We start from the raw sequence: 25,087 nt of genomic DNA, 5'->3' as shown, positions 1-25,087 counted from the left end.
TGAAACGAAAACTGAAGACCATGGTGGATGTCGGGCTGGGATATATTACGCTCGGACAAAGCTCCGTAACACTCAGCGGTGGAGAAGCACAACGGGTCAAACTGGCTGCCGAATTAGCCAAAAGGGATACCGGAAAAACACTTTACATCCTCGATGAACCCACTACAGGCCTTCATTTTGAAGACATCAGAATCCTGATGAATGTTCTCAACCATTTTGTTGAAAAAGGAAATACGGTGCTTATTATCGAACATAATCTCGATGTCATCAAACTGGCCGATTACATTATCGACATGGGACCGGAAGGGGGTTCTGAAGGCGGACAAATTATCTGTACCGGCACTCCCGAAGAAATTATCAGAAATAAATGCGGGTTTACAGCCTCCTTTCTTGAAAAAGAACTTAACGGCAAGTCATAATCCGGCTTAACTTACTACTTTTGCACCATGGAAATTGCTATTCTGACCATATTTCCGCAGATGTTTGAAGGATTCCTCAACGAATCCATTATCAAAAAAGCCATTGAAAAACAATTGGTTAGCATCACTTTACATAATTTCAGGGACTATGGCATTCCAAGCGGTATTCGCAGGCAGGTGGACGACTATCCTTTTGGCGGAGGGGCAGGCATGGTCATGCGTATCGAACCCATCGTTCACTGTCTGGAGGCACTTGAAAAGACAGCCAGATTTGATGAAATAATCTACCTCACCCCTGATGGGGAACTGTTCAACCAATCAATGGCAAACGAATTATCCCTTAAAAAACGAATTGCACTGATTTGTGGCCGTTATAAAGGTATCGACCAGCGTATCCGCGATCATTTTATCACCCGCGAAATTTCCATCGGAGACTATGTCCTGACAGGAGGAGAACTTCCCGCTGCAGTAGTTGCCGATGCCATTATACGCCTGATTCCTGGCGTTCTGGGCGATGAAAGCTCAGCCCTGACCGATTCTTTTCAGGGCGACATCCTCGATGCACCCGTTTACACCCGCCCCGAAGATTTCAGAGGACTGAAAGTTCCCGATATCCTCCTTTCAGGCGACCACCAGAAAATTGATGAATGGAGACATCAGCAGGCACTCGAAAAAACGAAAAAAAGAAGGCCGGGGATGATGTGATTACCAATATTCCAACTTTCAACAATTTGAACAGACAAAGCCACTCAAAATTTATCTTACTTACTGATTTTTAATATTTTAACACTATTATTTCTCTATTCTAACATTTTTTTCAAAAAGTTATTCTGCATTTAAAAAACATCGTACATTTGCACTCCTGTTTATTGCTTAAAAATATTAAAAATGCACCGGTTAGTTAGATTTTCTCATTCAAAGTTTGTCAGAGACGATATACCTGATTTCAGGGAAGGAGATACTGTTGTCGTCAACTATAGAATTATTGAAGGAAACAAGGAAAGAATTCAGCCTTTTCAGGGTATTGTTATTCAGAAAAAAGGAGAATTTGAAACCGGTACATTTACCGTCAGAAAAATCAGTTCAGGCATAGGTGTTGAAAGAATTTTCCCTGTCAATTCCCCAAAAATTGAAAGCATTGTAGTAAAAAAACGTGGTTTTGTCAGAAAAGCCCGTATTTATTACCTCCGCGGACTGAAAGGAAAAAAAGCAAAGGTCAGGGAACAAAAGGGCTATCTGACCGAAAGCGAATAGCATGTCAGCTTTTTGATTTTGCTCTTTCACTCATTACTACTTACTTTTGCCGTCAATTTCAATTTGATTATCTTTAATTCACGGCTTTGAAACATTTTATTGAAGAGCTTAACCCTCAGCAGAAAGAGGCAGTCATCAATACAGAAGGGCCATCACTGATCATTGCCGGAGCCGGTTCCGGAAAAACAAGGGTTTTGACCACACGAATCGCCTATCTGATTCATCAGGGTGTTGATCCTTTCAGAATACTGGCTCTCACCTTTACCAACAAAGCTGCCAATGAGATGAAAAGCCGGATTATCAGCATGTCCGGTGCTGATGCCAGAAACCTGTGGATGGGAACTTTTCATTCAGTTTTTGCCCGGCTCCTCAGGGTTGAAAGCCTCAGGCTCGGTTATCCGGCTAATTTTACTATTTACGACACCGATGATTCAAAAAATGTCATCAAATCGATACTGAAAGAAGAAAACATTGACCCTAAGACCTATAAGCCTTCTTCCGTTCATGCACGCATCTCAGCCTGTAAAAACAGCCTCATCAAGCCATTGCAATACATGGAAAATGAAGAGCTGATGCTGGAAGACAAGGCTTCAGGCAGGCCACGCTTTGCTGAAATATATCAGAAATACAACAACCGTTGCTTTAAATCAGGGGCAATGGACTTTGACGATTTGCTGGTCAACACCTATGAACTTCTGGAACGTTTTCCCGATGTTTTGTACAAATACCAGAACCGCTTTCTCTATGTTCTGATAGATGAGTTTCAGGACACCAATACTGTTCAGTATCTGATAGTTAAAAAAATATCGGCTTCAACAAGAAACATCTGTGTGGTGGGAGACGACAGCCAGAGTATCTATTCCTTTCGTGGTGCCAATATTCGCAATATCCTTGATTTTGAGAAAGATTATCCTGAACTAAGGGTCTTTAAACTCGAACAAAACTACCGTTCCACTTCCAATATTGTTGAAGCATCCGACAGTGTTATAGCAAAAAACGTTTACCGTCTCCCAAAAAAACTTTGGACCAGCAACGAAAGAGGAAGCAAAATCCGTCTGATCCGAGCAGATTCGGAATCAGATGAAGCCAATCTGGTGGCCGTTACCATTCAGGATGAAAAGAAAAATTTTTCCAAAAGAAACAGTGATTTTGTCGTTCTTTACCGCACAAATGCCCAGTCGAGAGCTTTTGAAGAGGCCTTCAGGCGTTTTGGAATTGATTACCGATTGATTGGGTCTATTTCTTTTTACCAGCGCAAGGAGATAAAAGATTTACTGGCATATTTCCGTTTTACACTGAATACGGCAGATGAAGAAGCCCTTAAAAGAATCATAAACTTACCGGCAAGGGGCATTGGCGACACTACCTTTGCCCACCTGATCGTATGGGCTAATGACAACCAGTGTACCATCTGGGACATTATCAACAATATCTATTCATTTGAAATCAGCAGCAGAGTAAAGCAGACGCTGAAAGATTTTGTCGTGATGATTAAAAGTTTTCAGGTAGTAGCAGAACAAAAAGATGCTTTTGAGGCTGCAAAATATATCAGTAAAGAATCCGGGCTGATCCGTCTTTATCAGGAAGATAAGTCGATTGAAGGTATTTCAAGGTATGAAAACATAGAAAATCTGTTTTCAGCACTCAAATCATTTACAGAAAGGGAAGATACTGAAAATAAAAGTCTTGGAAGTTTTTTGCAGGAAGTCTCGTTAATGACCGATGCCGACACGCAGGATGATTCAGGTGATAAAGTAACACTGATGACGGTTCACTCGGCCAAAGGACTTGAATTCAATACCGTTTTTATTACTGGGCTTGAAGAAGGTCTTTTTCCGTCTGCCATGTCGATGGATACAAGGGAAGAACTGGAGGAAGAAAGAAGACTTTTTTATGTCGCTGTTACGCGGGCAATGGAAAAGTTGTATCTTTGCTACGCAGTTTCCAGATTTAAATGGGGCAATTTACAGTTTTGTGAGCCCAGCAGGTTTCTGGATGAAATTGATGCCCGCTTCCTCGATTATGGAGTAAGCACCAGACAGCAGCAGGTTAAAGCCCCTGAACTCAGGAAAACAAAGGAGAAGCCAAAGGAAGAACCGGTCAGAAAGATGATTCCTGTTGACCAGAACTTTGTTGCCGATGATGTTTCTAATCTGCAGGCTGGCATGAATGTTCTTCACAATGCATTTGGAAACGGAAAAGTAATTCAGGTCGAAGGATCTGGAGAAAATAAAAAGGCCATTATTTATTTCGATAAATTCGGCCAGAAAAATATTTTGCTGAAATTTGCAAAAATGAAAATCATTTCTGAATAGTAAAATTACTGATAATGAATTATAACACGCACAGAGACCCTCTGGTTTTTCCGGAATACGGAAGGAACATTCAGTTAATGGTCGATCATCTGCTGACCATTCCTGATAAGGAAACAAGAAGTATTGCCGCACAACAGGTAGTAAACCTGATGGCACAGCAAAACCCGCAGTACCGTAACCTGCCTGAATACATGCAAAAACTTTGGGATCATCTTCATATCATGGCAGGATACAAACTGGATGTTGACTCTGAATATCCTAAACCAGAAAAACCTTTCGGATACAGAAGGAACCCAAAGAAACCGGAATATCCGGGTAATCCGCCCAAATACAGATTTTACGGGAAATCACTTGAAAAAGCCATTGAAAAGGCAGCAGAAATGCCGGAAGGAGAAGACCGTGACCAACTGATCAATTCTCTTGTTTCATTCATGGTTTTATCGTACAAGATCTGGAACACCGAGAAAGTTCCTGATGAATTGATTATTAAACACTTGCATGAACTCTCTCATGGAAAGATAACCATCAGCCAGGTGCCGGAAGTATTTTATGTCCCTGAGCGACCTGTTCAGAAAAGAACGGGTTCAAAGAAAAAGAAAAAGAAACAAAACAACAAAAACAAAAACTATTAAAGCAAATGGATTATTTTCGTATTAACGGGCCTGTTAAAATCAAGGGTGAGATTCATCCGCAGGGGGCCAAAAACGAAGCACTTCAGGTTCTGGCAGCTGTCCTGCTGACCAACGAAAAAGTGACGATACGAAATATTCCTTATATCAGAGACATCATACGCCAGATCGAACTCCTGAAGATGCTGGGGGTCAGGGTTGAACGAATCAATGAGCATGATTACATCTTTGATGCTTCTGAAGTTACCCTCCATCAAATGTATTCTCAGGAATTTATTGAAACCAGCAAAAACATTAGGGGTTCAGTTCTTTTAATAGGTCCTATGCTCGCAAGGTTTGGCGAAATGGCACTTTCCAAACCCGGTGGTGATAAAATCGGAAGACGTAAACTCGATACCCACCTGACCGGGCTGCATGATCTGGGTGCTGTCTATGAGTTTGACGCCCTTCATGGTGTTTTCAGGTTAAAGGCAAAAAACCTAAAAGGGGCATTTATTCATTTGGATGAGCCTTCGGTTACCGGTACCGGGAATGTATTGATGGCAGCTGTCCTCGCAAAAGGCAAAACAACCATTTACAATGCTGCCTGTGAGCCTTATGTTCAGCAACTCTGCAGAATGCTCAATGCCATGGGTGCAAAAATTACGGGAATTGGAACGAATTGTATTGAAATTGAAGGCGTTGAATCCTTAAGCGGATGCGAACATACCTGTCTGGCCGATATGATTGAAATCGGAAGTTTTATCGGCATGGCTGCTATCACAGGCTCTGAACTTATTATCCGTAATGCCAATGTGAATCATCTGGGAATCATTCCACGTGTATTCAAGCGACTCGGAATTTCATTCGTTATCAATAATGACGATATTTTCATCCCTGCTCAGGGAGTGTATGAAATTGAAAAACAGATTGATGGCCATATCCCAACCATTTATGATGCCCCATGGCCGGGCTTTACGCCCGATCTCATCAGCATTGCACTGGTGGTAGCTACACAGGCCAAAGGAAATATCCTTATTCACCAGAAAATGTTTGAAAGCAGGTTGTTTTTCGTTGATAACCTGATAGATATGGGTGCACAGATTATCTTATGCGACCCACACCGGGCAACGGTCATCGGACTGGAGAAAAAAAACCTCCTCAGAGGAATACGTATGCGGTCGCCCGATATTCGTGCAGGGGTGGCTCTGCTGATTGCTGCCATGTCTGCCGAAGGTGAAAGCATCATTTACAACATCGAACAAATAGACCGTGGCTATGAAAACATTGACCTTCGGCTGAATGCGCTGGGGGCAGGTATTATACGCGAATGCGAATAACATCACATGAAAAGACTCCTCATTCCGGCTGTTTTCTTTGTGCTTATCTTTCGTTTGCATGCACAACAAATTCCGGATATCGAACTTCATTGCCTGAATAATGATACTATTCAATTAACTGATTTTCAAGGAAAAATACTACTCATTGAATTCTGGGCATCGTGGAACCGCCAGTCGAGGGAAAATCACAAACAACTGGTCAGTCTTTATAACAGATATAAGTATTCCGGCTTTCAGCATTCTGCAACATTTGACATGATCAGCATTTCGATCGACCTGAATGAAAAAGACTGGCAATCAGCCATTGAGCAGGATGCGCTGCATTGGCGAAACCATTGCTGCGACTTTAAAGGTTGGAAAACTGAGGCTGTAATTAAATTTGATGTTTATCTGATTCCTTTTTATCTACTGATCGATGATGAAGGAAAAATTGTTAAAAGGCAGGCTCATCTGAACGAAATTGAAAGATACCTTCAGGAAATGACTGTTAAATAAATATTGAATGTCATAATGTCGTCAGCTTGTTTTGGCAAAGTAATTGAAAAAAGCTTGTAGGCAAAAAAAAACTAATTATGCAAACAGAAGAAAAACAGCAAGATAAAATTATTGAAGAAAATAATGAGGCGGTAAAAGAAACTTCCACTGAAGAGGAAAAACTGACGGAAGGTCAGGAAAGCAATGAAAAGAAGGAAGAAGAAGAAATTAACAAATTAAAAACGGAGCTTGCCGAGCTTCAGGACAAATATCTCCGCCTTTATTCTGAATTTGAAAACTATAGGAGGCGTACCAACAAAGAAAAGCTCGACCTCATTGACTATGCTTCCGAAAGAATCATTCTTGAATTGTTGCCGGTCATTGACGATTTTGAACGGGCACAACAGGTGATGAATGAAAACACTGAAAAAGACAGTGTTAACAACGGCATTAATCTGATAATCAATAAATTAAAAAAGATATTAACCGATCAGGGACTGGAAGAAATCAAGTGTCTTGAAAAAGAGTTCAACCCTGATTTTCATGAAGCTATCACCAAAGTTGCTGCCCCTTCCAAAAAATTAAAAGGTAAAATAATTGATCAGGTTCAGAAAGGTTACCTGCTAAAGGGCAAAGTAATCAGACATTCAAAAGTGGTTGTAGGAGAATAATTAAATGACAACAAAGAAAGATTATTACGAAATATTAGGAGTCAGCCGAAATGCTACTGCCGAGGAAATTAAAAAAGCCTACAGGCAGATGGCATTGAAATATCATCCCGATAAAAATCCAGGCAATAAAGAAGCGGAAGAAAAATTTAAAGAAGCCGCAGAAGCTTATGAAATCCTGAGTGATCCGGATAAAAGGGCAAAATACGACCGATTTGGCCATCAGGCATTTCAGGGAGGAGGTTATTCAGGTGCCGGTGGTTGGAGCGTGGAAGATATTTTCCAGCATTTTGGAGACATTTTCAGCGACTGGGGAGATTCTCCTTTCGGATCTTTCTTCGGAGGCAGTACACGCAGCCGTCAAAGGGTTGTTAAAGGCACTGACCTGAGAATCAAGGTACAACTTACACTTTCAGAGATTGCAAAGGGTGTTACCAAAAAAATTAAAGTCAGGAAATTGGTTACCTGTCAGACCTGTGGAGGTAGTGGTGCAAAAAACAGTAATTCTTACCGCACCTGTAATACCTGTAACGGAACAGGACAAATCCGCAGAGCTACCAATACATTTCTCGGACAAATGGTTACTACGCAAACCTGTCCGACCTGCAACGGTGAAGGTCGAATGGTTTACGACCGTTGCGAAACCTGCCGCGGAGAAGGAAAAGTAACCGGAGAGGAAGTCATTGAACTCAACATTCCGGCAGGTGTTACTGACGGGGTTCAACTATCGGTATCCGGTAAGGGAAATGCTGCCGGTAAAGGGGGTATTCCCGGTGATTTGATTGTGGTTATTGAAGAAATTGAAGACAAACACCTCAAACGGGAAGGCACCAATGTTATTTATGATTTATACCTGAATTTTGCCGATGCAGCGCTCGGAACCACTGTCGAAGTTCCAACCATTGACGGAAAAGCTAAATTTTCAATACCTGCAGGCACTCAGGGGGGTAAAATTTTCAGATTAAAAAATAAAGGTATTCCCGAACTTAATGGCTATGGAAGAGGCGACCAACTCATCCACGTCAATATTTATATTCCTTCAAAACTTTCTACTGAAGAAAAAAGAATACTCGAAATGCTGAGAAATTCACCCAATTTCAATCCTTCTCCTGATTTCCATGATAAAAGTTTTTTTGAAAAAGTGAAGGAAGCTTTCAGGTAGGAAAAAAGAAAAATTTTTTATTGCAAAAAAAACATTTTCCTATTTTTGGCAATCAAATACTTATTTGTTTAAATGGCTAAAATCATTAATTTCTCTGAGGCAGCATATATCGGATTACATGGCATGATACTGATTGCCAGATCCGGAAACGAATTGCTGAATGTTACCCAAATAGCCGAGCGAATGAACGCTTCGCGCCATCATGTAGCAAAAGTTTTTCAAAGGCTTGTCAAAGCCGGAATGCTTGAATCAACCAGAGGGCCAAGCGGTGGTTTCGTTTTGAAAAAAGACCCTCAGGAGGTAACATTTCTCGAGGTCTTCGAGTCGATTGAGGGAAAACTTGAAGAATCAAAATGCCTGAATGAACACCAGATATGCCCTTTCGACAAATGTATCATGAACAACATCGCCAAAAAAATATCAATTGAGTTCAGGGATTATCTTTCCTCTCAAAAACTGATCAACTACATTTAAAATCACATCATGAGCGAATTCATTTGCCGCGACTATCAGGAAAACGATTATCCCTCCATAGAGCAGCTGTGGGTTCAGACAGGAGTTGGAAATCCTGCAAGAGGTGACAATCCTGAAACTATTGAAAACACACTGAAACTTGGCGGGAAGCTGATTGTCCTTGAAGAGGTGTCGACAAAAAAAATAACCGGCACCAGCTGGCTGACTGTTGACGGAAGACGGGTTTACCTCCATCATTTTGCCATACTTCCTGAATATCAGGGTAAAAAACTATCATGGATATTGCTGAAAGAATCTCTTGCTTTCGCAAAGAAAATGAACTTACAAATAAAGCTGGAGGTTCATAAAAACAACCTGAAAGCTCTTCGCCTGTACGAAAAAGCCGGATTCAGGTATCTTGGCGACTATCTGGTATATATCATCCGAAATTTGGACGAAATATAAATTCAGCATTTTACCTTTGCTTTGTTTTAGAATTACCTTTTCATTAAGGATACATGCGAAAGTTATTGTTTGTGTTATACCAGCCTTATAAATGGCTGTTTTTCATTCCGGTTTCTTTTCTCATCACTTTTTTCTGGGGTACCGGAGCTGTAATCTTTTCTTACTTCCTCAAGCCGGCAGTTGTCAGTAAAATATTCGGAGTCAGTTGGGCACAGATTATCCTTTTTCTTACCCCTGTCAAAACAAAAATCTACGGCAGAAACAATATTCAGAAAAATAAGTCTTACGTCATCATTGCCAATCATTCCAGCCAATACGACATCTTGTTGTTATATGCCAAATTGGGTGTTGATTTTAAATGGGTGATGAAAAAAGAGCTGAGAGCCATTCCGGGACTTGGAGCTGCCTGCGAAAGAATGGAGCATATTTTTATTGACCGATCGACACCTTTGGGTGCCCTTGATACCATTGAAAAAGCAAAAAAGAGAATCGTAAACGGCACGTCCGTTATTTTCTTCCCGGAAGGGACACGTTCCAGAAACGGAGAAATCAGCAGTTTCAGACGTGGAGCATTTAAATTTGCTTTCGACCTCGGATTGCCCATCTTACCTGTTACCATTTCAGGAACTTACAATGTTCTTCCACCCAAAAGCTGGAATGTCAGACCAGGGACCATCAGCCTTCACATTCATCCACCTATCGATATCAGCGATTACTCATGGAAAGAAGCCGACATATTAATTAACAATGCTAAAAATATCATTCTTTCGCCTTTATCTTAATGAGGCAGGCATGCAATTTGACCTTCTTCCCCACTTATGAAACATTCAGCTAAAACTATTTCACTCATACTTGTCTTAATACAGTTTGTTATTCTGATACTGCTTCTGATCACCGGTGATTTTATTGCCGGCTCCGTTACCGGAGGTATTTCCCAGAGTTTTGGAATATTCCTCGGAATATGGTCAGTTATTGCCATGTCAAACAGCAAACTTTCTGTTTTTCCCCTACCAAGGAACGGAGCAAAACTGATCACTCATGGTCCGTATCGGACTATCAGGCATCCCATGTACACCTCACTGTTTCTTATATTTACACCACTTGTCGCCATGTATTTTTCATGGTTGCGGGCAATTCTTCTGATCATGCTGTTTATTACACTTTGGATTAAGATGACTTTCGAAGAAAAAAAGCTAATTGAAAAATTCGATAATCAATACAGGGAATATCAAAAAAAAACCTGGCAGATTATACCATTTATCTTTTAATGAGGACTATTAATTGGCGTCAGCAATCAACTGATTGAAAAAGTCGAACATTTTATCTCCGTCCCATCTGGCAGGGCCTGTCTTTTTATATACTATCTTTTTATCCGTTGAAATGATAAAAGCTGTAGGAATAAACTGAACATCAAATATTTCCGGGACATCGCCATAAGTCAGGTAAAACGGAATATCTATGCCTTTTTCCGAAAGATAGTTTTTAACTTTTACCGGACTTTCGTGGGTTATCATGATAAAATAAACCTTGTCTTTATACTTTGAATAAAGGTTTTCAATGTTTTCCAACTCTGCAATGCAATGAGGACAACTCACCGACCAGAAATTAAGAAATACCGGTTTTTCCGTCAGGTCGTTGAAATTAATAACTTCTCCCTCAGGGGTTTGAAACTCCCAGTTCAGATCATTATTTGTCAAATCCAGCGGAGGTTTAATGGATGCAATGGGTGGCTGCTTCATGGTAAGTTTACGAAACCCGATAATCATCTGGTTCCGGGCAGGAGGTATCAGCATGAGTACCAATAAAACGGCAAATAACACATCAGAAAACACCTGCCAGCGGGTTCTTTTTTCAAGATACTGCCTGACCTGATTCTTTATGTTTTCCGTTATTTTCATTTTACTGCGTTTCTAATTCAAATTCTTTGCCTTAATTTGAATTTCAGGCACTTTTGCAAAAATATTTTTCAGCAGTTCTTACCATTATCTGATATTTCCGGAAATACACCTCCCGGAAAAAGATGATATTGCCTTTCTCACTTCATTTTTCTGATCCTGATGTCGATATTTTTTTCGTTTTTGAGTAGCTGCTTGAGTACATTAAGGTCAGTATCTCCGTAATGATAGGGATAAAGCACTTTGGGGTTAATCATTTTAACTGCATCTGTAAACATTTCCGGTGTCATGGTATAAGGCAGGTTGCATGGTAAAAAAGCAATGTCCACATTCTTAATGCTTTTCATTTCAGGGATATTTTCAGTGTCTCCGGCAATGTAAATTCTCAAATCATCCATATCGATTACATACCCGTTTCCCTCACCACGTGGATGAAAGGGTTGATTGTCGTTCCTTTTATTGACAACATTGTATGCAGGTACTACATACAGATACACCTCCCCTAATTGGGCGGATTCCCCATTTTTCAGGGATTGAACTACAGCAAGTTCCTCCTGACACTTTTTCGTTCCGATAATGATTGTTTTCTCCTTTTTCAAAATATTTATGGCACTTTTATCGAGATGATCAGGATGATGATGGGTCAGTAAGATGAAATCTGCCTTAGGCAATTGATGATAATCTGCCAGCTTACTCCAGGGATCTATGTGATAAACCATCTGATTGTATTCAATCATCAAGGTCCCGTGGCCGATAAAGGTAATGACCAGTTCACCCTTTTTATTTTGAAAAGTATCCTTTTCGAACTGTTGAGAACGACATGAAGCAAACATAATCAATACATTTAATAAAATCAGGCAATGCGTTTTCATTTCAACAAAAATTATTTCTACAAATTTAATTAAACGCTTTGGCATTTCACAGGTCAAATTTCCTGTAAACCTTAAAAATGATGTTTATGAAAAAAGTAATGTTATTTCTCATGCCGATGGTGGCCATGTCCTTGCTTTACACAGCTTGTAACGAGGAAGTACAATTGGCTCCGCAAAATGCCAATACAAATGAAATGCTTTCAGCTAAATTATTGATTGTCAATTATAATCAGATTGAAAATCCGGTTATTTCTGACGCGGGGCTGACAAATGAATTTGCCATTGTGGATGATGGTATGTCTGAGAGCGAACTGCCTCCTGACCTTGACAATCCCAACAACAACACAGATTGTGCAAAAAAATTCAAGGATCCGATTTATCACTACCTGAGCCAACTGGAACTGAGTAATGAGCAAAAAGTCAAGATTCAGAAAGCCCTTCAGGAATTTCATAAGTGTAAAATGTTCAACTATTCACAACTGAAAAAAATCAACCACGAGATTTTAGCCAAAGCCGCTAAAGAAAGAGACGCTATATTATTTAAACTGAAAAACAATGAGATAACAAAAGAGCAGGCTGAAAAAGCTATCAAAGCACTTAAAGAAAAAGTGGAGTTCCAGATGAAAAATGATCCTTTACGCAAAAAGGTACTGGAAAATCTTTATAAATGTCATCAGGAGCTGATGGAAAACCTCAGGTACATTCTGACGAAAGACCAATGGGAAGGGCTTATCCTTTTCCTGAAGCAATGGAAACCATAATAACTCATCAGGAATTTCAGTTAAAAGCGGAACAGGATTAAGTTCCGCTTTTTTATATCAATGTATCGCCAAAATACAAACAAGAATTAATGAGCTATAACCGGAAAGTCAGCGAATTAAAATTTTTCAATAAAAAAATTTGGAAGTTAAATTTTTTTTATCTTAGTAGTTTGATTAATTTCCGTTTTAAGGCGATTAATCAGATAAAATGAATGAATTGTTGAACAAAAATAAAGTGCCTATGAATTAATTTTACCATTTACTCTTCCTGCTATACAACTTCAAGACATATTAAAGCCCTTTTTTTACTGTTTGATTAAACAGTTTGTTTTATTGTACCGTCTGGTATAGTAAATGGTAGGATTCATAAAAGAAAAACACAATAAAGATGAAGATGATGCCGAAGGTTACCAGAAGAGGATTGTTATTTGCAGCCGGCCTGGCGTGGCTGTTAACCAGCGGATATTTGATTTTTAATGGTGTTTCAAACATTTTATCAGACAATACCGCCATTGCCATCAGAATTGCCGTTTCCCTGCCAATCGGCATTTCCCTTTATTACCTGATATTCAAAAAAGTAATTGTTTTTTACCTGAACCGCATTTTCTCAATGGAAGGTAGCCGCCATTTCATTCTTTCCTTTATGGGCCTGAAAGGATATGCCTTTTTGCTTTTTATGTCAGCAGTCAATTTCAGCCTTCAGCTTTACCGTGTCATTGCACTCGACTATGTCCTGACATTCCAGACCGTGATGAGTATTCCGATTTTTATTTGTTCCCTGGCATTTTTTAAAGCATGGAAATCATACTATAAATAATTATTTTGCCTTTCGTCATCAAGTCATTTACAGTTTTCCTGCCACTGTAAATGACTTTTTTTATTCCATATCCGTACTGAGTATGTACCTGATAATTCTGTTGTTTCCGCTATCAGCTACATATATTACTTTTTTATAGTAACAAACACCTGAAGGTTGCTTAAATTCAAACAATCCGATGCCTTCTTTGCCAAAAGAAACAACAATATATCTGGTAATATTACTATTCGGAGGCGGGACAACACCCTCAAATCCGGCAGATGTAAACTGAAAAAGTTTATTTAACTGACGGTCAACGACAAAGATATAACCTGACTGGTCGGGAGCCACGTAAACATCGGCAGGGAAGCTGAATTTACCGGGTTCATAAAGAAATCCGTCTGCCTTTTGCTTATCGAAGTTCAGTAATGATTGATTTTCAGCATATTCCGTTCCTGCGTCAGGATCGACATATTGCTTTATCCAAAGAACCCGTTGTTCAATGTTTTGGGTTTGACTGCCCTGACACAGAATAAAATCATAGGAGGTAGATACGCCATACATTTTCTGTGGTGGTCCGACAAAACCCGCAATTGCCGTTGGTTCGAGAACCGACTTCAGATTGGGGATGAGCGGGTTTAAACCCTTGGCATACGAAATGTTTTTCCCGTCTTTATCAAATATTAAAACTGTATTGTCCGGCCTTGCCGAAGACAGGAGATCATTGATTTTTCCTTTTCTGGAAACGTACAGCGTGTTGTCATAAGTTACAGCCAGTCCGGTAAATTCCACAAGCGTGTCTTCGGCTCTGAAACTGATATTGTTTCTGGAAACATCGCAGAAAGGATGGATTAAGGTGTCTTCCCAAACAGGCCCGCCTGCCAGTGCAGTATTCTTTAAGTGATAAACACAGGCAAGTTCCCTGTCCTGTCCTGCCACATTTACAATGATTTTCCCTGTTACATACGTATGAATTCTCCTGTCCTGAATAACATCAGAAGCTTTGTAAACCGGAATCGTACGATGCAGTTTTCCAGTCAGATCAAGGATTTTCAGTCCTTCATCATCAACCACATAAACCATTTCATCATACCCGACAAAAACGTCTTTTGGATTTTTAAACCCTGACCAGACCGGTAAAACAGGTACATAACCAACTGTATTCTGATAAAGATTGGGATCAATGTTCCCCTGTACAAAAATTTCATCCACAACGGGATCTTCCCTGCTTCCGAAAAGAAAATCACAGGCAGAAAAATTTAGCGACAAAATGAAAAGAGCCAGAGCTGTTAAAACCCTGAAAATCTTATTTATAAGAACAAACCTCAATCCTGCCATCGCTTTATTTTAATGAGAATCCAACTGTAATTCTATGGGTATTTCCAAAATAATCTCGTGCATTAAAGCCATAATCAACGGACATATTTCCAAAATATCGTGGTAAAAATATTCCTATTCCGGCAGTTGGTAACGACTGTAAATCTGAGCCGAATTCATATCCTGATCTGATTTTCAAAAACTTACGATATACATATTCTACCCCAACCGAAGCAGTTTCATTGTTATCTGTTGGGTGGGTCAGTTGTGTGCAGGCTGAAAGAGAGTGAGGTCCTTTTTGCCAGACCTGTGTGGCAATACCCATCCTGAAAATTGCCGGTACTGCAATATTTTCAAAGTTTTCAAGAATTTTATCACCGTTCAGTGTGCTCACAACCACCTTCCCTTTCGGACTGACATTAAACCCAAAATTAGAAATGCTTACAGCAAAACGTGTTTTACGACTGAATCCTATGTTGTAAACAAAACCAATATCAAAAAGGCCGTTGTAGGTTTTTATGCCTGCAATATCCTCCAAGATAAATTTTGCATTCAGGCCAAAACTGAAATTTTCGGAAAGAATTTTTGCAAAAGACAAGGAAGCAAGAAAATCTCCCGCTTTATAATTTAAGCCATTTCCTTCGGGATTAAATTCAGTAGTAACAGGCATATCGGGAGAAGAAAAACTGATAGCATGAAACGCCCAGAAATTCAGGTAGTTGTGGGTAAATGAGGCTGCTGCATAGTTCAGGCTGGTACCGGCAAAATATGCCGTATGGCCAAACTGAAAATGCAATCTGTTGCTGTCGAGAAAAGTCAGGCCAGCTGGATTCCAGTAAACAGAAGACAGGTCATTCGTAAATGAAACAACGCTCCCTGCCATACCAGATGAACGTGCATCAGGATAAATTTTGAGAAACTGGAAGCCTGTTGTCCCTGTCCGTGAATTACCAAAAGAAGGAAGTATTTGTGCATTATGGGTGAAAGCCATTATCATCAACACGAAAAAAAGCAGAAATCTGATGAAATTAGGCCTCATTCAATTTATTTGACGGGGTCAAAATTAAAAATTAATTCTGACGAAATGCTTGTTTGTTTATTAAATTTTATCCGTCAATCTTTTCTCCATTCCGGATGGATAATTTCAAGCGGATGCTCTACCGGCTGAGGTTCAAGCACAAGATTAAGAACCTCTTCAGCAGTATTGACATAATGAAATTCAAGTCCTTCGATATAGCGTTTGTTGATGTCGTCCACATCTTTTTTGTTTTTTGAACAGAGAATTATCCTAGTAAAACCACGGCTTTTGGCAGCCAGAATTTTTTCCTTAATACCCCCGACAGGCAAAACCATTCCACGCAGCGTCAGTTCACCTGTCATGGCAATATCTTTTCTGACCGGCCTTTGTGTGAACAAAGAAACCAAAGAAGTCAGCAGCGTAATTCCGGCTGAAGGACCTTCTTTCGGTACTGCTCCTTCGGGAACGTGGATATGAACATCCCAAAGTTCGAAAACTCTGGCATCAAGCCCAAATTTTTTATAGTTGCTTTTCAGCCATGTATAGGCAAGCAATGCAGATTCTTTCATCACTTCGCCCAATTTTCCTGTCAGGTTCAGATTGCCTTTACCCGGAGCTAAGGTGGATTCGATAAAGAGTACATCGCCACCTGCAGGGGTCCAGGCCAGGCCGGTAGCAATGCCAGGCTGATGTACCCGCGGATAACTATCCCCTTCAAAGATTTTCGGGCCTAAAACCTTTTGCACATCTTCTTCCCTGATAGTTGCTTTCACTTTTTCCTCGGTCAGAATCTGTTTAGCCTGCCAACGGCAAAGTTTGGCAATTTTTTTCTCGAGTGCCCTTACACCTGCTTCACGGGTATAATAGTCGATGATGTAGTTAAGGCTTTTTTCCGATAATTTAAATTGATTTGCTTTCAGACCATGCATCTTCCGTTGTTTAGGAATCAGATAGTCTTTGGCAATGAAAATTTTTTCATCCTGAAGATATCCGCTGATGTCGATTATTTCAAGCCTGTCGATTAAAGCCGGGTGAATAGTGCTGAGGTTATTGGCAGTAGCGACAAAAAGAACATGCGACAGGTCATATTCCATTTCAAGATAGTTATCATAGAAATTGGTATTCTGTTCAGGATCAAGTACTTCGAGGAGAGCTGAAGCCGGGTCGCCTCTGAAATCCTGGCCTATTTTATCAATTTCATCAAGCACCATCACCGGATTTGATGATTTTGCCTTTTTTACGGACTGTATAATTCTTCCGGGCATTGCACCGATATAAGTTTTCCGGTGCCCTCTGATTTCAGCCTCATCGTGAAGTCCGCCCAATGAAATGCGGATGTATTTCCTTCCCATGGCTCTGGCAATAGATTTTCCTAATGATGTTTTCCCTACTCCCGGAGGCCCGTAAAGGCATAAAATGGGGCTTTTCATGTCTCCTTTCAGCTTCAGAACTGCCAGATATTCAAGAATTCTTTCCTTTACTTTTTCAAGTCCGTAATGGTCTTCATTCAGAATTTTCTCAGCCAGTTTCAGATCATTATTTTCTTCGTCATATTCCTGCCACGGGAGGTCGAGCAGTAATTCAACATAGTTGGCGGTTACGGAATAATCAGCTGCAGCAGGATTCATTCTCGAAAGTTTCTGAAGCTCCTTGTTAAATACTTCCTGAACATGATGAGGCCATTTCTTTTTGGCTGCCCGTTTTTTAAATTCCTCAATTTCCTTTTCAGGTGTCTGATAACCAAGCTCTTCTGTAATTGTTTTCAGTTGCTGATGTAAAAAGTAATCCCTTTGCTGCTTGTCAATATCCGTTTTGACCTTGTTCTGAATCTCATTCTTTATCTTTAACAGTTCGAGCTCTTCGTTCAGGTATTTCAATATCAGCATTCCCTTCTTGTTAAGATCGCTGATTTCCAGTATCTTCTGCTTTTTTTTAACTTCAATATTCAGATTGGAAGCCACAAAATTCAGCATAAAATAGGGAGACTGTATGTTTTCAATGGCAATAGAGGCTTCCTTAGGCAGGTTGGGTGACAAATTAACAATTTGAATAGCAATGTCTTTGATACTATCAATGAGTCCTTTAAACTGTTTATCATTTTTCAGAAGCTCAACAGGTAAAATTTCAACTCTGGCATGCAGATATGGTTCAAACTGAACGTATTCAAGCACCTTCATTTTTCTCAAACCCTGAATAATGACCATGGTATTTCCGTCAGGAAGTTTGATTTTTTTAATGATGTGGGCAATAGTTCCTTCTTCAAAAAGGTCTTTTGGCTGAGGGTTGTCAATATCTTCGTTTTTCTGTGCTATTACACCAATTTTTCGATTGGAAGTATATGCATCATTAATAAGTCTGACAGACATTTCCCTTGAAACCGTAATCGGAATGACGGTATTGGGGAATAAAACCGTGTTGCGCAATGGTAAAACCGGAATAGGATCGGTCAGGTTTATCTCAATTTTTTCATTTTCATCGGCTGGAAAAATGGATAAAATTTCTCCAAATTCTTCATTTTCGTCTGATATGAATCCAACATCAAGATTTTTTTTATATGCACTCATAATTGTTTGTAAATATCGTTTTTTTAAGCCTGTTGTTGATTTGTAAAAATAAGCTGATTTTCAGAATTAGCTGTTAAAAATATTTTACTGTCCTTTTTAACATTTCCTGCCAGAATTTCCTTTGACAGATAGTTCAGCACATATTTCTGAATCACCCGTTTGAGCGGTCTGGCTCCAAATTCAGGTACATAGCCTAAATTTACAAGAACTTCAAAAGCGGTGGGTGAAACTTCAAGATTTATTCCATTTTCTTTAAGCTTATCCATTATTTGTTTCAGTTGCAATCTGACTATTTCGTTGATTTCATGTCTGAACAAAGGTTTGAAAATAATGATTTCATCAATCCTGTTCAGAAATTCAGGCTTCAGATACTGCTTCAGGTAAGTAAATACTTCGTCTTTTGTTTGATCCATCACTACATCAATATTTTCTTCCCTGATATTCTGAAGTCTTTCACGAATAATACCGGAAGCCAGATTACTTGTCATGATAATTATTGTGTTCTTAAAATTGGCTGTCCTGCCTTTGTTATCGGTCAGAATACCATCATCGAGTACCTGGAGCAAAATATTAAACACATCCGGATGAGCTTTTTCAATTTCATCAAGAAGAATGACAGAATATGGTTTTCTCCTGACTGCTTCGGTCAATTGTCCTCCTTCTTCGTAACCCACATAACCCGGAGGTGCACCAATCAGACGGCTGACAGAATGTCGTTCCTGATATTCCGACATATCTATTCTTGTCATCATGCTTTCATCATTGAACAGGAATTCAGCCAAAGCTTTTGCCAGTTCAGTCTTTCCTACCCCTGTCGGGCCAAGAAATATAAATGACCCTACCGGACGTCTGGCATCCGATAAGCCGGAACGGTTTCTTCTGACAGCATTTGCCAGTGCATTTATCGCCTCATCCTGACCAACCACTCTCCTGTGAAGCTCATCTTCCATCCTTAACAGTTTTTCCCGTTCACTTTCAAGCATTCTGCTGACCGGAATACCAGTCCATCTCGACACTACATCGGCTATATCATCGGCATCCACCTCTTCTTTTATCAGGGGATTATCTCCCTGTAATTCAGCAAGTTCCTTTGTTAATAATTCAATACTTGAGGTAAGTTCCTTTATTTTTCCATACCTTATTTCAGCCACTTTTCCAAAATCACCTGCCCGCTCTGCCTGCTCTGCTTCCAATTTGAATTTTTCAATATTTTCCTTGGCTGTTTGGATTTGATTGATTTTTTCTTTTTCAAGTTTCCATTTGTTTTTCAACACATTACGCGTTTCCTGCCACTCAGCCAGTTGTCTGTTGATTTCTTCAAGGGCATCAGTTTCTTTTTCCCTTTTCAGGGCTTCTTTTTCTATTTCCAGTTGAAGTATTTTTCTTTCGGCTTCATCAAGAGGCTCAGGCAGGGAATCAATCTCAATTCTGAGTTTACTGCAGGCTTCATCAATCAGGTCAATAGCCTTATCAGGAAGATGCCTTTCGGTCAGGTAGCGGTGTGAAAGTTCAACAGCTGCAATAATAGCTTCATCTTTAATCCTCACCTTATGGTAGTTTTCATATCTTTCCTTCAGCCCTCTCAGTATCGAAATGCTGTCATCAACAGAAGGTTCATCAATCAGCACTTTCTGGAATCTTCTTTCAAGAGCCTTGTCTTTTTCAAGATATTTCTGATATTCGGCAAGGGTGGTTGCACCAATGGCCCGAAGTTCCCCGCGTGCCAGAGCCGGCTTCAGTATGTTGGCAGCATCGAGGCTACCCTCTCCTCCTCCTGCACCGACAAGTGTATGAATTTCATCAATAAACAGGATAATCTCACCCTCAGAGCCGGTTACTTCTTTAACTACTGCTTTGAGCCTTTCTTCAAACTCACCCTTATATTTCGCTCCGGCAACCAAAGCTCCCATGTCAAGGGTAAAAACCCTTTTTGTTTTCAGATTTTCAGGGACATCTCCACTGACAATCCGCTGGGCTATTCCTTCTGCGATAGCTGTTTTTCCCACGCCCGGCTCGCCAATCAGCAAAGGGTTGTTCTTTGTTCTTCTTGAAATAATATGAATAACCCTCCTGATTTCATCTTCCCTGCCGATTACCGGATCAAGTTTTCCATTCATTACCATTTCATTAAGGTCAATGGCATATTTCTTCAACGCATTAAAAGAGGCTTCAGCATCCTGACTGGTAATTTTTGATCCTTTTCGCAATTCCATCATGGCTTTCTGAAGTTCATTCACCTTAACGCCATACGATTTCAGTAATTCAGCAGCTTTTGAACGTACTTCAGCGACAGCGAGTAAAAGATGTTCAATTGCCACAAATTCATCTTTCATCTCACTTTTATACCTTAATGCCCGGGCAATAACTTCATTCATTTCAGACGAAAAATAGGTTTGTCCTCCCTGAACTTTTGGTATTGACCCGATCATCCTGTCAAGTGCCATCGATAAGTCGTTGATATTGATATAAAAACGCTTAAGCCAATGAGCAGTAACCTGATCATCACTTTCAATCATGGCCTTGAGCAGGTGAATGGCTTCCACAGCCTGATGCTGATGGCTGATGGCTATTTCCTGTGCCCCAAGAATGACTTCCTGTGCTTTTATGGTAAATTTATTCAAATCCATATCTGTTTTTTTTGGAAAACAATCCGTCAACTTCTCTTCCAAGGAGAATTATGGGCAATTCTGACAGGAAAACGGGAATTTTTTACAGAAATTCTGAAAGATTAATCATGTAATAATGTCGGAGACTGTCTATTCTACAGTTACCGACTTTGCCAGATTACGGGGCTGGTCAACATTACATCCTCTTTTGACAGCAATATGATAAGCCAGCAACTGAAGCGGAATGATGGATACCAAAGGGCTGAATATTTCTTCGGTTTCAGGAACCTCGATAATATATTTTAATTGTTTACGAAGGGTCTGGTCTCCTTTGTTGACGATAGCTATTACAATTCCTTTCCGTGCTTTAACTTCCTGAATGTTTGAAAGCACCTTATCATAAATGGTTTTATTGGTCGCAATGACCACGACCGGCATGTTTTCGTCAATCAGAGCGATTGGCCCATGCTTCATTTCGGCTGCGGGATAGCCTTCAGCATGGATATAGGATATTTCCTTGAGTTTCAGTGCTCCTTCCAGCGCAACAGGGAAATTAATCCCACGCCCAAGATAGAGGAAATTTTTTGAATCCTTGAATTCTTCTGCCAGTTGTTCAACCAGATCATTGGTTAGCAGAGCTTCTTTAATTTTGTCAGGAATTGTGGCAAATTCCCTGATGAGTTCAAAGTAACGAGATTGAGAAATATGGCCTTTCAGGTGTGCCCAAAGGATTGCCAGAAGATTTAATACCACCAGTTGCGAAGTAAAAGCTTTTGTTGAGGCCACACCTATTTCAGGACCTGCATGTGTGTAAACGCCAGCATTGGTGGCACGGGCAATGGAAGATCCGACAACATTGCAGATACCGAAGACAGCGTTAATTTTTTGTTTTGCAAGTTCAATGGCAGCAAGCGTATCAGCTGTTTCACCTGATTGAGAAATAGCCAGTAATAAGTCGGTTTCAAAAAGAACCGGATTGCGATATCTGAATTCTGAGGCATATTCAACTTCGACAGGTATTCTTGTCAATTCTTCAAGCAGGTATTCGCCTATCAGTCCGGCATGCCAGGAGGTTCCGCAGGCAGTAATGACCACACGGTTAATATTGTTTTGCAGTTTGTTGATATAATCATGAATTCCGCCCAGCCTGATTTCTCCTTTTTCCAGATTCAGTCTCCCGCGAAAGGTATCTCTGACGCTGTTCGGTTGTTCAAAAATTTCCTTAAGCATGAAATGAGGGAAACCACCTTTTTCAAGAGACTCAAGACTCATGTCGAGTTCGTGAATGTAAGGTATTTCTATTTTATTTTCAATGGTTTTTAATGTAAAACTATCTCTCCTGATAATGGCAATGGTATCGTCATTCATATAAATGACATTACGGGTATATTCAATAATCGGAGTCGCATCAGAAGCCAGAAAAAACTCATTTTCTCCCAATCCTATTACCAGCGGACTGGCTTTACGGGCAGCTATCAGGAGATCAGGCTCTTTCTTTGACATTAAAACTAATGCATACGCCCCGATTACCTTTGATAAAGCTATCCTGACCGCTTCTTCAAGACTGCAAAGACTTTTTTCCTGAATGTCTTCTATCAGATGAACCAAAACTTCTGTATCGGTTTCGCTGACAAAAGTATGTCCCCTTTTAAGCAATTCAGTTTTTAAAACATTGTAATTTTCAATAATCCCGTTATGAATCAAGGCAATATCACCATTTTCAGACAAGTGAGGATGTGCATTTGTCTGGTTGGGTTCACCATGGGTAGCCCATCGGGTATGCCCTATCCCAATTTTTCCATCTGTATTTTTACCATTGACATATTCAGCCAGTTCGGAAACTTTTCCGGCTATTTTATAAACATGCAGACCATTATTAAGAACGGCAACTCCTGCACTGTCGTAACCTCTGTACTCAAGACGCTGCAAACCTTTAATTAACAAAGGCATTACCTCACGGTGACCGATGTAGGCAACAATTCCACACATAAAACAATTTTAGTTTAACCTTGAATAATATATTTTAAATGATGTCATGGCCTTCCCCTGATTGTTCAGATTGCTGAGTATCAGTGGAACCGCAAGAATCGGATTGTCTGATGGTATGATCAGGTTTAACCGGTATTTACTGACAAACAGTGAATCTTTCAGATATTGATTGACAAGGTCCTGAACATATCTTGTAACGACAAATGAATAGCTACCTGTGTTATTATCCAGTTTACCTCCGTAATAGGTTTCATACCTGTCCACCATTGAATAGTTTTTATTTGCCGAATCTGAGAGTAGTAAAATCATTGATGGAATGGTAAAATCAGAATAAGGAGGGGTCTTAGCCGGATGAAAGATAATTTCGGCCCGGTGAACTGCAATAGGTCCGTCTTTTACCAGACCGGCAAGTGAAGGCAAATCAATCTGAGCTTTCACTCCGGAAAGGGGTTTCAGAAATACCTGCGAATAATATGTTGAGGCGTTCTGCAACTGCTCTGCTATCGGAGTGGCTGTAAAATCATGCTCAAAATGACTTACTCTTGCACATTTGTCGTTGATCTGAAAAGTGCTGCTCAAGGTATCGTCACTATTGTGAAAATATAAAACAAGACCTGAGGAATCGTTCTGAAGCTTAAAAGAAATGATTGAGCCTGTAGCCGTTGTTTTTTCAGGAATGATTGCCAGACCTTTCAAAACTTCCTTAAATTTAATATCATCGCCCAACTGCTCGTTGGAGGCATTCAGAATTCGGTTCCCTAAAGATGGATCCAGTTTGATGGCAATTGTTTTTCTGGCATTTGGCCGGGGGCATCCTTTCCATGTACCTAATTTAACCGGATTATATTTTATTTTGGTAGTGGAATAGTAAGCGGAGTCAAGATAAATGCGTTGGTCAAGTTCGTAAACATTAAGGGTTATATCATCTTCAAGCCAGCCAAAGTAATTACTGCTGCCGGCATATTTCAGATAAAGTACGAGTGAATCCAGTACCCTGTTGGTGCCGTAAGTAATCAGCTTTTTGGGTAATCGCAGCTCGGTAAACACAGAAGCAGTAATACTTCCGACCACAGGATCACGATAGGAACCGATTAAATCAAGCGAAAATTCATCACTCCTTAGAGAATCTTCCCTGACAGTTCTGAGGAGAACAGGCAAAGTATCAATGGTTTCAATCGTATAGCGGTTAACGTTTCTTTCTGTTTTAAAAGAAAAATTGTCAGGGTCATCACAAGATGAAACGAACAGCAATACAAAAGCAACAAGGGATAAGGATTTGAAAAAATCAGAGCCCCAGCATTTTAAAATATTTGTCATAATAATTTTCGCCTTCTTTTCTGATATCTATAAGAGTTTTGCCAGAATCATTCAGAAATTTTTCAGTTTCACTATCGAGTGTTTCAGAACTTAGCAAACAAAAATCTGCATAAGAAATACCTGCTTTATTAATGTCGTAAGCTTTTGGAGATACGAGAGATTCAAGATTATCTGTAAACTTCAGGTGAGACTTTCTGTCAAAGCTATTACCAAGGTAATGGTTATTGTTGTCATCAAACAGGGAAAACACAATTTTACTGTCTTTAACCACAGGTTCAGATCTGAAAAGTGTTCTGGCATACATGGGAATCAGTCCGCTCATCCATCCCTGGCAATGAATAACATCGGGCTTCCATCCCAGTTTCATCAGCAATTCGATGACCGCCTTGTTGTGAAAGATGACTCTGTCGTCATTATCTTTAAAAAAATCTCCATTTTCATCGTTCAGGAAATATTTCCTTTTAAAATAATCTTCATTATCGAGGAAATAGACCTGAATTTTAGCTGTCTGTAATGATGCTACTTTGATAATCAGAGGATTATTGTTTCTTCCGATAGTAATATTCAGCCCGGAAAGCCTGATTACTTCATGGAGTCTGTGTTTTCTTTCCTTGATTGTACCATACTTCGGCATAAACACCCTGACCTCTGCCCCTTTTTTCTGATATGCGATGGATAAATCCCTGATAAATTCGCCCTGAGCAGAAAACTCAGTGAAAGGAGCCATTTCCTGGGTAGCAATCAGTACCTTTAAATTTTGCATAGAAAATTGCCTTCCTGTTAATAATTAACAT

24 protein-coding genes are annotated in these 25,087 nt (G+C 39.9%); 15 read left to right on the top strand and 9 right to left on the bottom strand.

Annotated features, from left to right (window positions below; all coding sequences use genetic code 11):
* From GX437_04220 to GX437_04160, 13 genes are all read left to right on the top strand, one after another.
* A partial coding sequence (locus tag GX437_04220; protein NLJ06861.1) for an excinuclease ABC subunit UvrA occupies nt 1-419 on the top strand: 419 nt, incomplete at its 5' end.
* Nucleotides 420-446: 27 nt separating this feature from the next.
* Entirely contained in the window at nt 447-1,124 is a 678-nt protein-coding gene (gene trmD, locus GX437_04215; GenBank protein ID NLJ06860.1) for a tRNA (guanosine(37)-N1)-methyltransferase TrmD, read from the top strand.
* Nucleotides 1,125-1,307: 183 nt separating this feature from the next.
* Nucleotides 1,308-1,673, top strand: coding sequence for a 50S ribosomal protein L19 (gene rplS, locus GX437_04210; GenBank protein NLJ06859.1), 366 nt, complete (start codon nt 1,308-1,310; stop codon nt 1,671-1,673).
* Nucleotides 1,674-1,759: 86 nt separating this feature from the next.
* Nucleotides 1,760-3,988, top strand: a complete 2,229-nt coding sequence (locus GX437_04205) for a UvrD-helicase domain-containing protein (GenBank protein NLJ06858.1) — start codon at nt 1,760-1,762, stop codon at nt 3,986-3,988.
* A 14-nt stretch (nt 3,989-4,002) separates the two neighbouring features.
* Complete coding sequence (locus tag GX437_04200) at nt 4,003-4,620, top strand: DUF4290 domain-containing protein (protein NLJ06857.1); 618 nt, start codon at nt 4,003-4,005, stop codon at nt 4,618-4,620.
* A 5-nt stretch (nt 4,621-4,625) separates the two neighbouring features.
* Entirely contained in the window at nt 4,626-5,936 is a 1,311-nt protein-coding gene (murA, locus tag GX437_04195; protein NLJ06856.1) for a UDP-N-acetylglucosamine 1-carboxyvinyltransferase, read from the top strand.
* A 6-nt stretch (nt 5,937-5,942) separates the two neighbouring features.
* A complete protein-coding gene (locus GX437_04190) occupies nt 5,943-6,431 on the top strand; it encodes a TlpA family protein disulfide reductase (GenBank protein ID NLJ06855.1) in 489 nt (162 codons plus the stop codon).
* 77 nt (nt 6,432-6,508) lie between these two features.
* Nucleotides 6,509-7,081 carry a nucleotide exchange factor GrpE gene (gene grpE / locus GX437_04185; protein ID NLJ06854.1) on the top strand — a complete coding sequence of 191 codons (573 nt, stop codon included), beginning with the start codon at nt 6,509-6,511 and terminating at the stop codon, nt 7,079-7,081.
* A gap of 4 nt (nt 7,082-7,085) precedes the next feature.
* Complete coding sequence (gene dnaJ / locus GX437_04180) at nt 7,086-8,240, top strand: molecular chaperone DnaJ (GenBank protein NLJ06853.1); 1,155 nt, start codon at nt 7,086-7,088, stop codon at nt 8,238-8,240.
* Between the two features lie 72 nt (nt 8,241-8,312).
* Nucleotides 8,313-8,714 carry an Rrf2 family transcriptional regulator gene (locus GX437_04175; GenBank protein ID NLJ06852.1) on the top strand — a complete coding sequence of 134 codons (402 nt, stop codon included), beginning with the start codon at nt 8,313-8,315 and terminating at the stop codon, nt 8,712-8,714.
* A gap of 9 nt (nt 8,715-8,723) precedes the next feature.
* Complete coding sequence (locus tag GX437_04170) at nt 8,724-9,158, top strand: GNAT family N-acetyltransferase (protein ID NLJ06851.1); 435 nt, start codon at nt 8,724-8,726, stop codon at nt 9,156-9,158.
* A gap of 53 nt (nt 9,159-9,211) precedes the next feature.
* Nucleotides 9,212-9,940 carry a 1-acyl-sn-glycerol-3-phosphate acyltransferase gene (locus tag GX437_04165; GenBank protein NLJ06850.1) on the top strand — a complete coding sequence of 243 codons (729 nt, stop codon included), beginning with the start codon at nt 9,212-9,214 and terminating at the stop codon, nt 9,938-9,940.
* Nucleotides 9,941-9,976: 36 nt separating this feature from the next.
* Nucleotides 9,977-10,426 (top strand): isoprenylcysteine carboxylmethyltransferase family protein, encoded by a 450-nt coding sequence (locus GX437_04160; protein ID NLJ06849.1) that lies wholly within the window; start codon nt 9,977-9,979, stop codon nt 10,424-10,426.
* 9 nt (nt 10,427-10,435) lie between these two features.
* Here the strand turns inward: GX437_04160 and GX437_04155 are convergent, their stop codons facing one another.
* Nucleotides 10,436-11,056, bottom strand: a complete 621-nt coding sequence (locus GX437_04155) for a TlpA family protein disulfide reductase (protein NLJ06848.1) — start codon at nt 11,054-11,056, stop codon at nt 10,436-10,438.
* A 137-nt stretch (nt 11,057-11,193) separates the two neighbouring features.
* Nucleotides 11,194-11,925: an MBL fold metallo-hydrolase gene (locus GX437_04150; GenBank protein NLJ06847.1), complete on the bottom strand. Its 732-nt coding sequence runs from the start codon at nt 11,923-11,925 to the stop codon at nt 11,194-11,196.
* 86 nt (nt 11,926-12,011) lie between these two features.
* On the opposite strand from GX437_04150, the gene GX437_04145 reads away from it, so the two are divergent.
* Together GX437_04145 and GX437_04140 are read left to right on the top strand one after the other, a co-directional pair.
* On the top strand, nt 12,012-12,686 hold the full coding sequence (locus tag GX437_04145; GenBank protein ID NLJ06846.1) for a hypothetical protein: 675 nt from the start codon (nt 12,012-12,014) through the stop codon (nt 12,684-12,686).
* 388 nt (nt 12,687-13,074) lie between these two features.
* The gene (locus GX437_04140; GenBank protein NLJ06845.1) at nt 13,075-13,503 is read left to right on the top strand and encodes a hypothetical protein; all 429 of its coding nucleotides are present in this window, start codon (nt 13,075-13,077) and stop codon (nt 13,501-13,503) included.
* Between the two features lie 60 nt (nt 13,504-13,563).
* On the opposite strand, the gene GX437_04135 is transcribed toward GX437_04140, so the two are convergent.
* From GX437_04135 to GX437_04105, 7 genes are all read right to left on the bottom strand, one after another.
* Nucleotides 13,564-14,820 (bottom strand): hypothetical protein, encoded by a 1,257-nt coding sequence (locus GX437_04135; protein ID NLJ06844.1) that lies wholly within the window; start codon nt 14,818-14,820, stop codon nt 13,564-13,566.
* A gap of 4 nt (nt 14,821-14,824) precedes the next feature.
* The gene (locus GX437_04130; protein ID NLJ06843.1) at nt 14,825-15,838 is read right to left on the bottom strand and encodes a PorV/PorQ family protein; all 1,014 of its coding nucleotides are present in this window, start codon (nt 15,836-15,838) and stop codon (nt 14,825-14,827) included.
* A 74-nt stretch (nt 15,839-15,912) separates the two neighbouring features.
* On the bottom strand, nt 15,913-18,381 hold the full coding sequence (gene lon / locus GX437_04125) for an endopeptidase La (protein ID NLJ06842.1): 2,469 nt from the start codon (nt 18,379-18,381) through the stop codon (nt 15,913-15,915).
* 23 nt (nt 18,382-18,404) lie between these two features.
* Nucleotides 18,405-21,008, bottom strand: coding sequence for an ATP-dependent chaperone ClpB (gene clpB / locus GX437_04120; protein ID NLJ06841.1), 2,604 nt, complete (start codon nt 21,006-21,008; stop codon nt 18,405-18,407).
* 129 nt (nt 21,009-21,137) lie between these two features.
* Nucleotides 21,138-22,976 carry a glutamine--fructose-6-phosphate transaminase (isomerizing) gene (gene glmS, locus GX437_04115; GenBank protein NLJ06840.1) on the bottom strand — a complete coding sequence of 613 codons (1,839 nt, stop codon included), beginning with the start codon at nt 22,974-22,976 and terminating at the stop codon, nt 21,138-21,140.
* Between the two features lie 9 nt (nt 22,977-22,985).
* A complete protein-coding gene (locus GX437_04110; GenBank protein NLJ06839.1) occupies nt 22,986-24,293 on the bottom strand; it encodes a DUF4270 domain-containing protein in 1,308 nt (435 codons plus the stop codon).
* On the bottom strand, nt 24,262-25,056 hold the full coding sequence (locus tag GX437_04105; protein NLJ06838.1) for a glycogen/starch synthase: 795 nt from the start codon (nt 25,054-25,056) through the stop codon (nt 24,262-24,264). The genes GX437_04110 and GX437_04105 overlap by 32 nt, the downstream gene beginning before the upstream one ends.
* Nucleotides 25,057-25,087: the final 31 nt, after the last annotated feature.

The sequence above is a fragment of the Sphingobacteriales bacterium genome, assembly GCA_012517435.1.
Classification (GTDB): Bacteria; Bacteroidota; Bacteroidia; order CAILMK01; family JAAYUY01; genus JAAYUY01.
The sequence above is the reverse complement of the archived record's forward strand: the minus strand, read 5'-3'. Positions and strand labels throughout refer to the sequence as shown.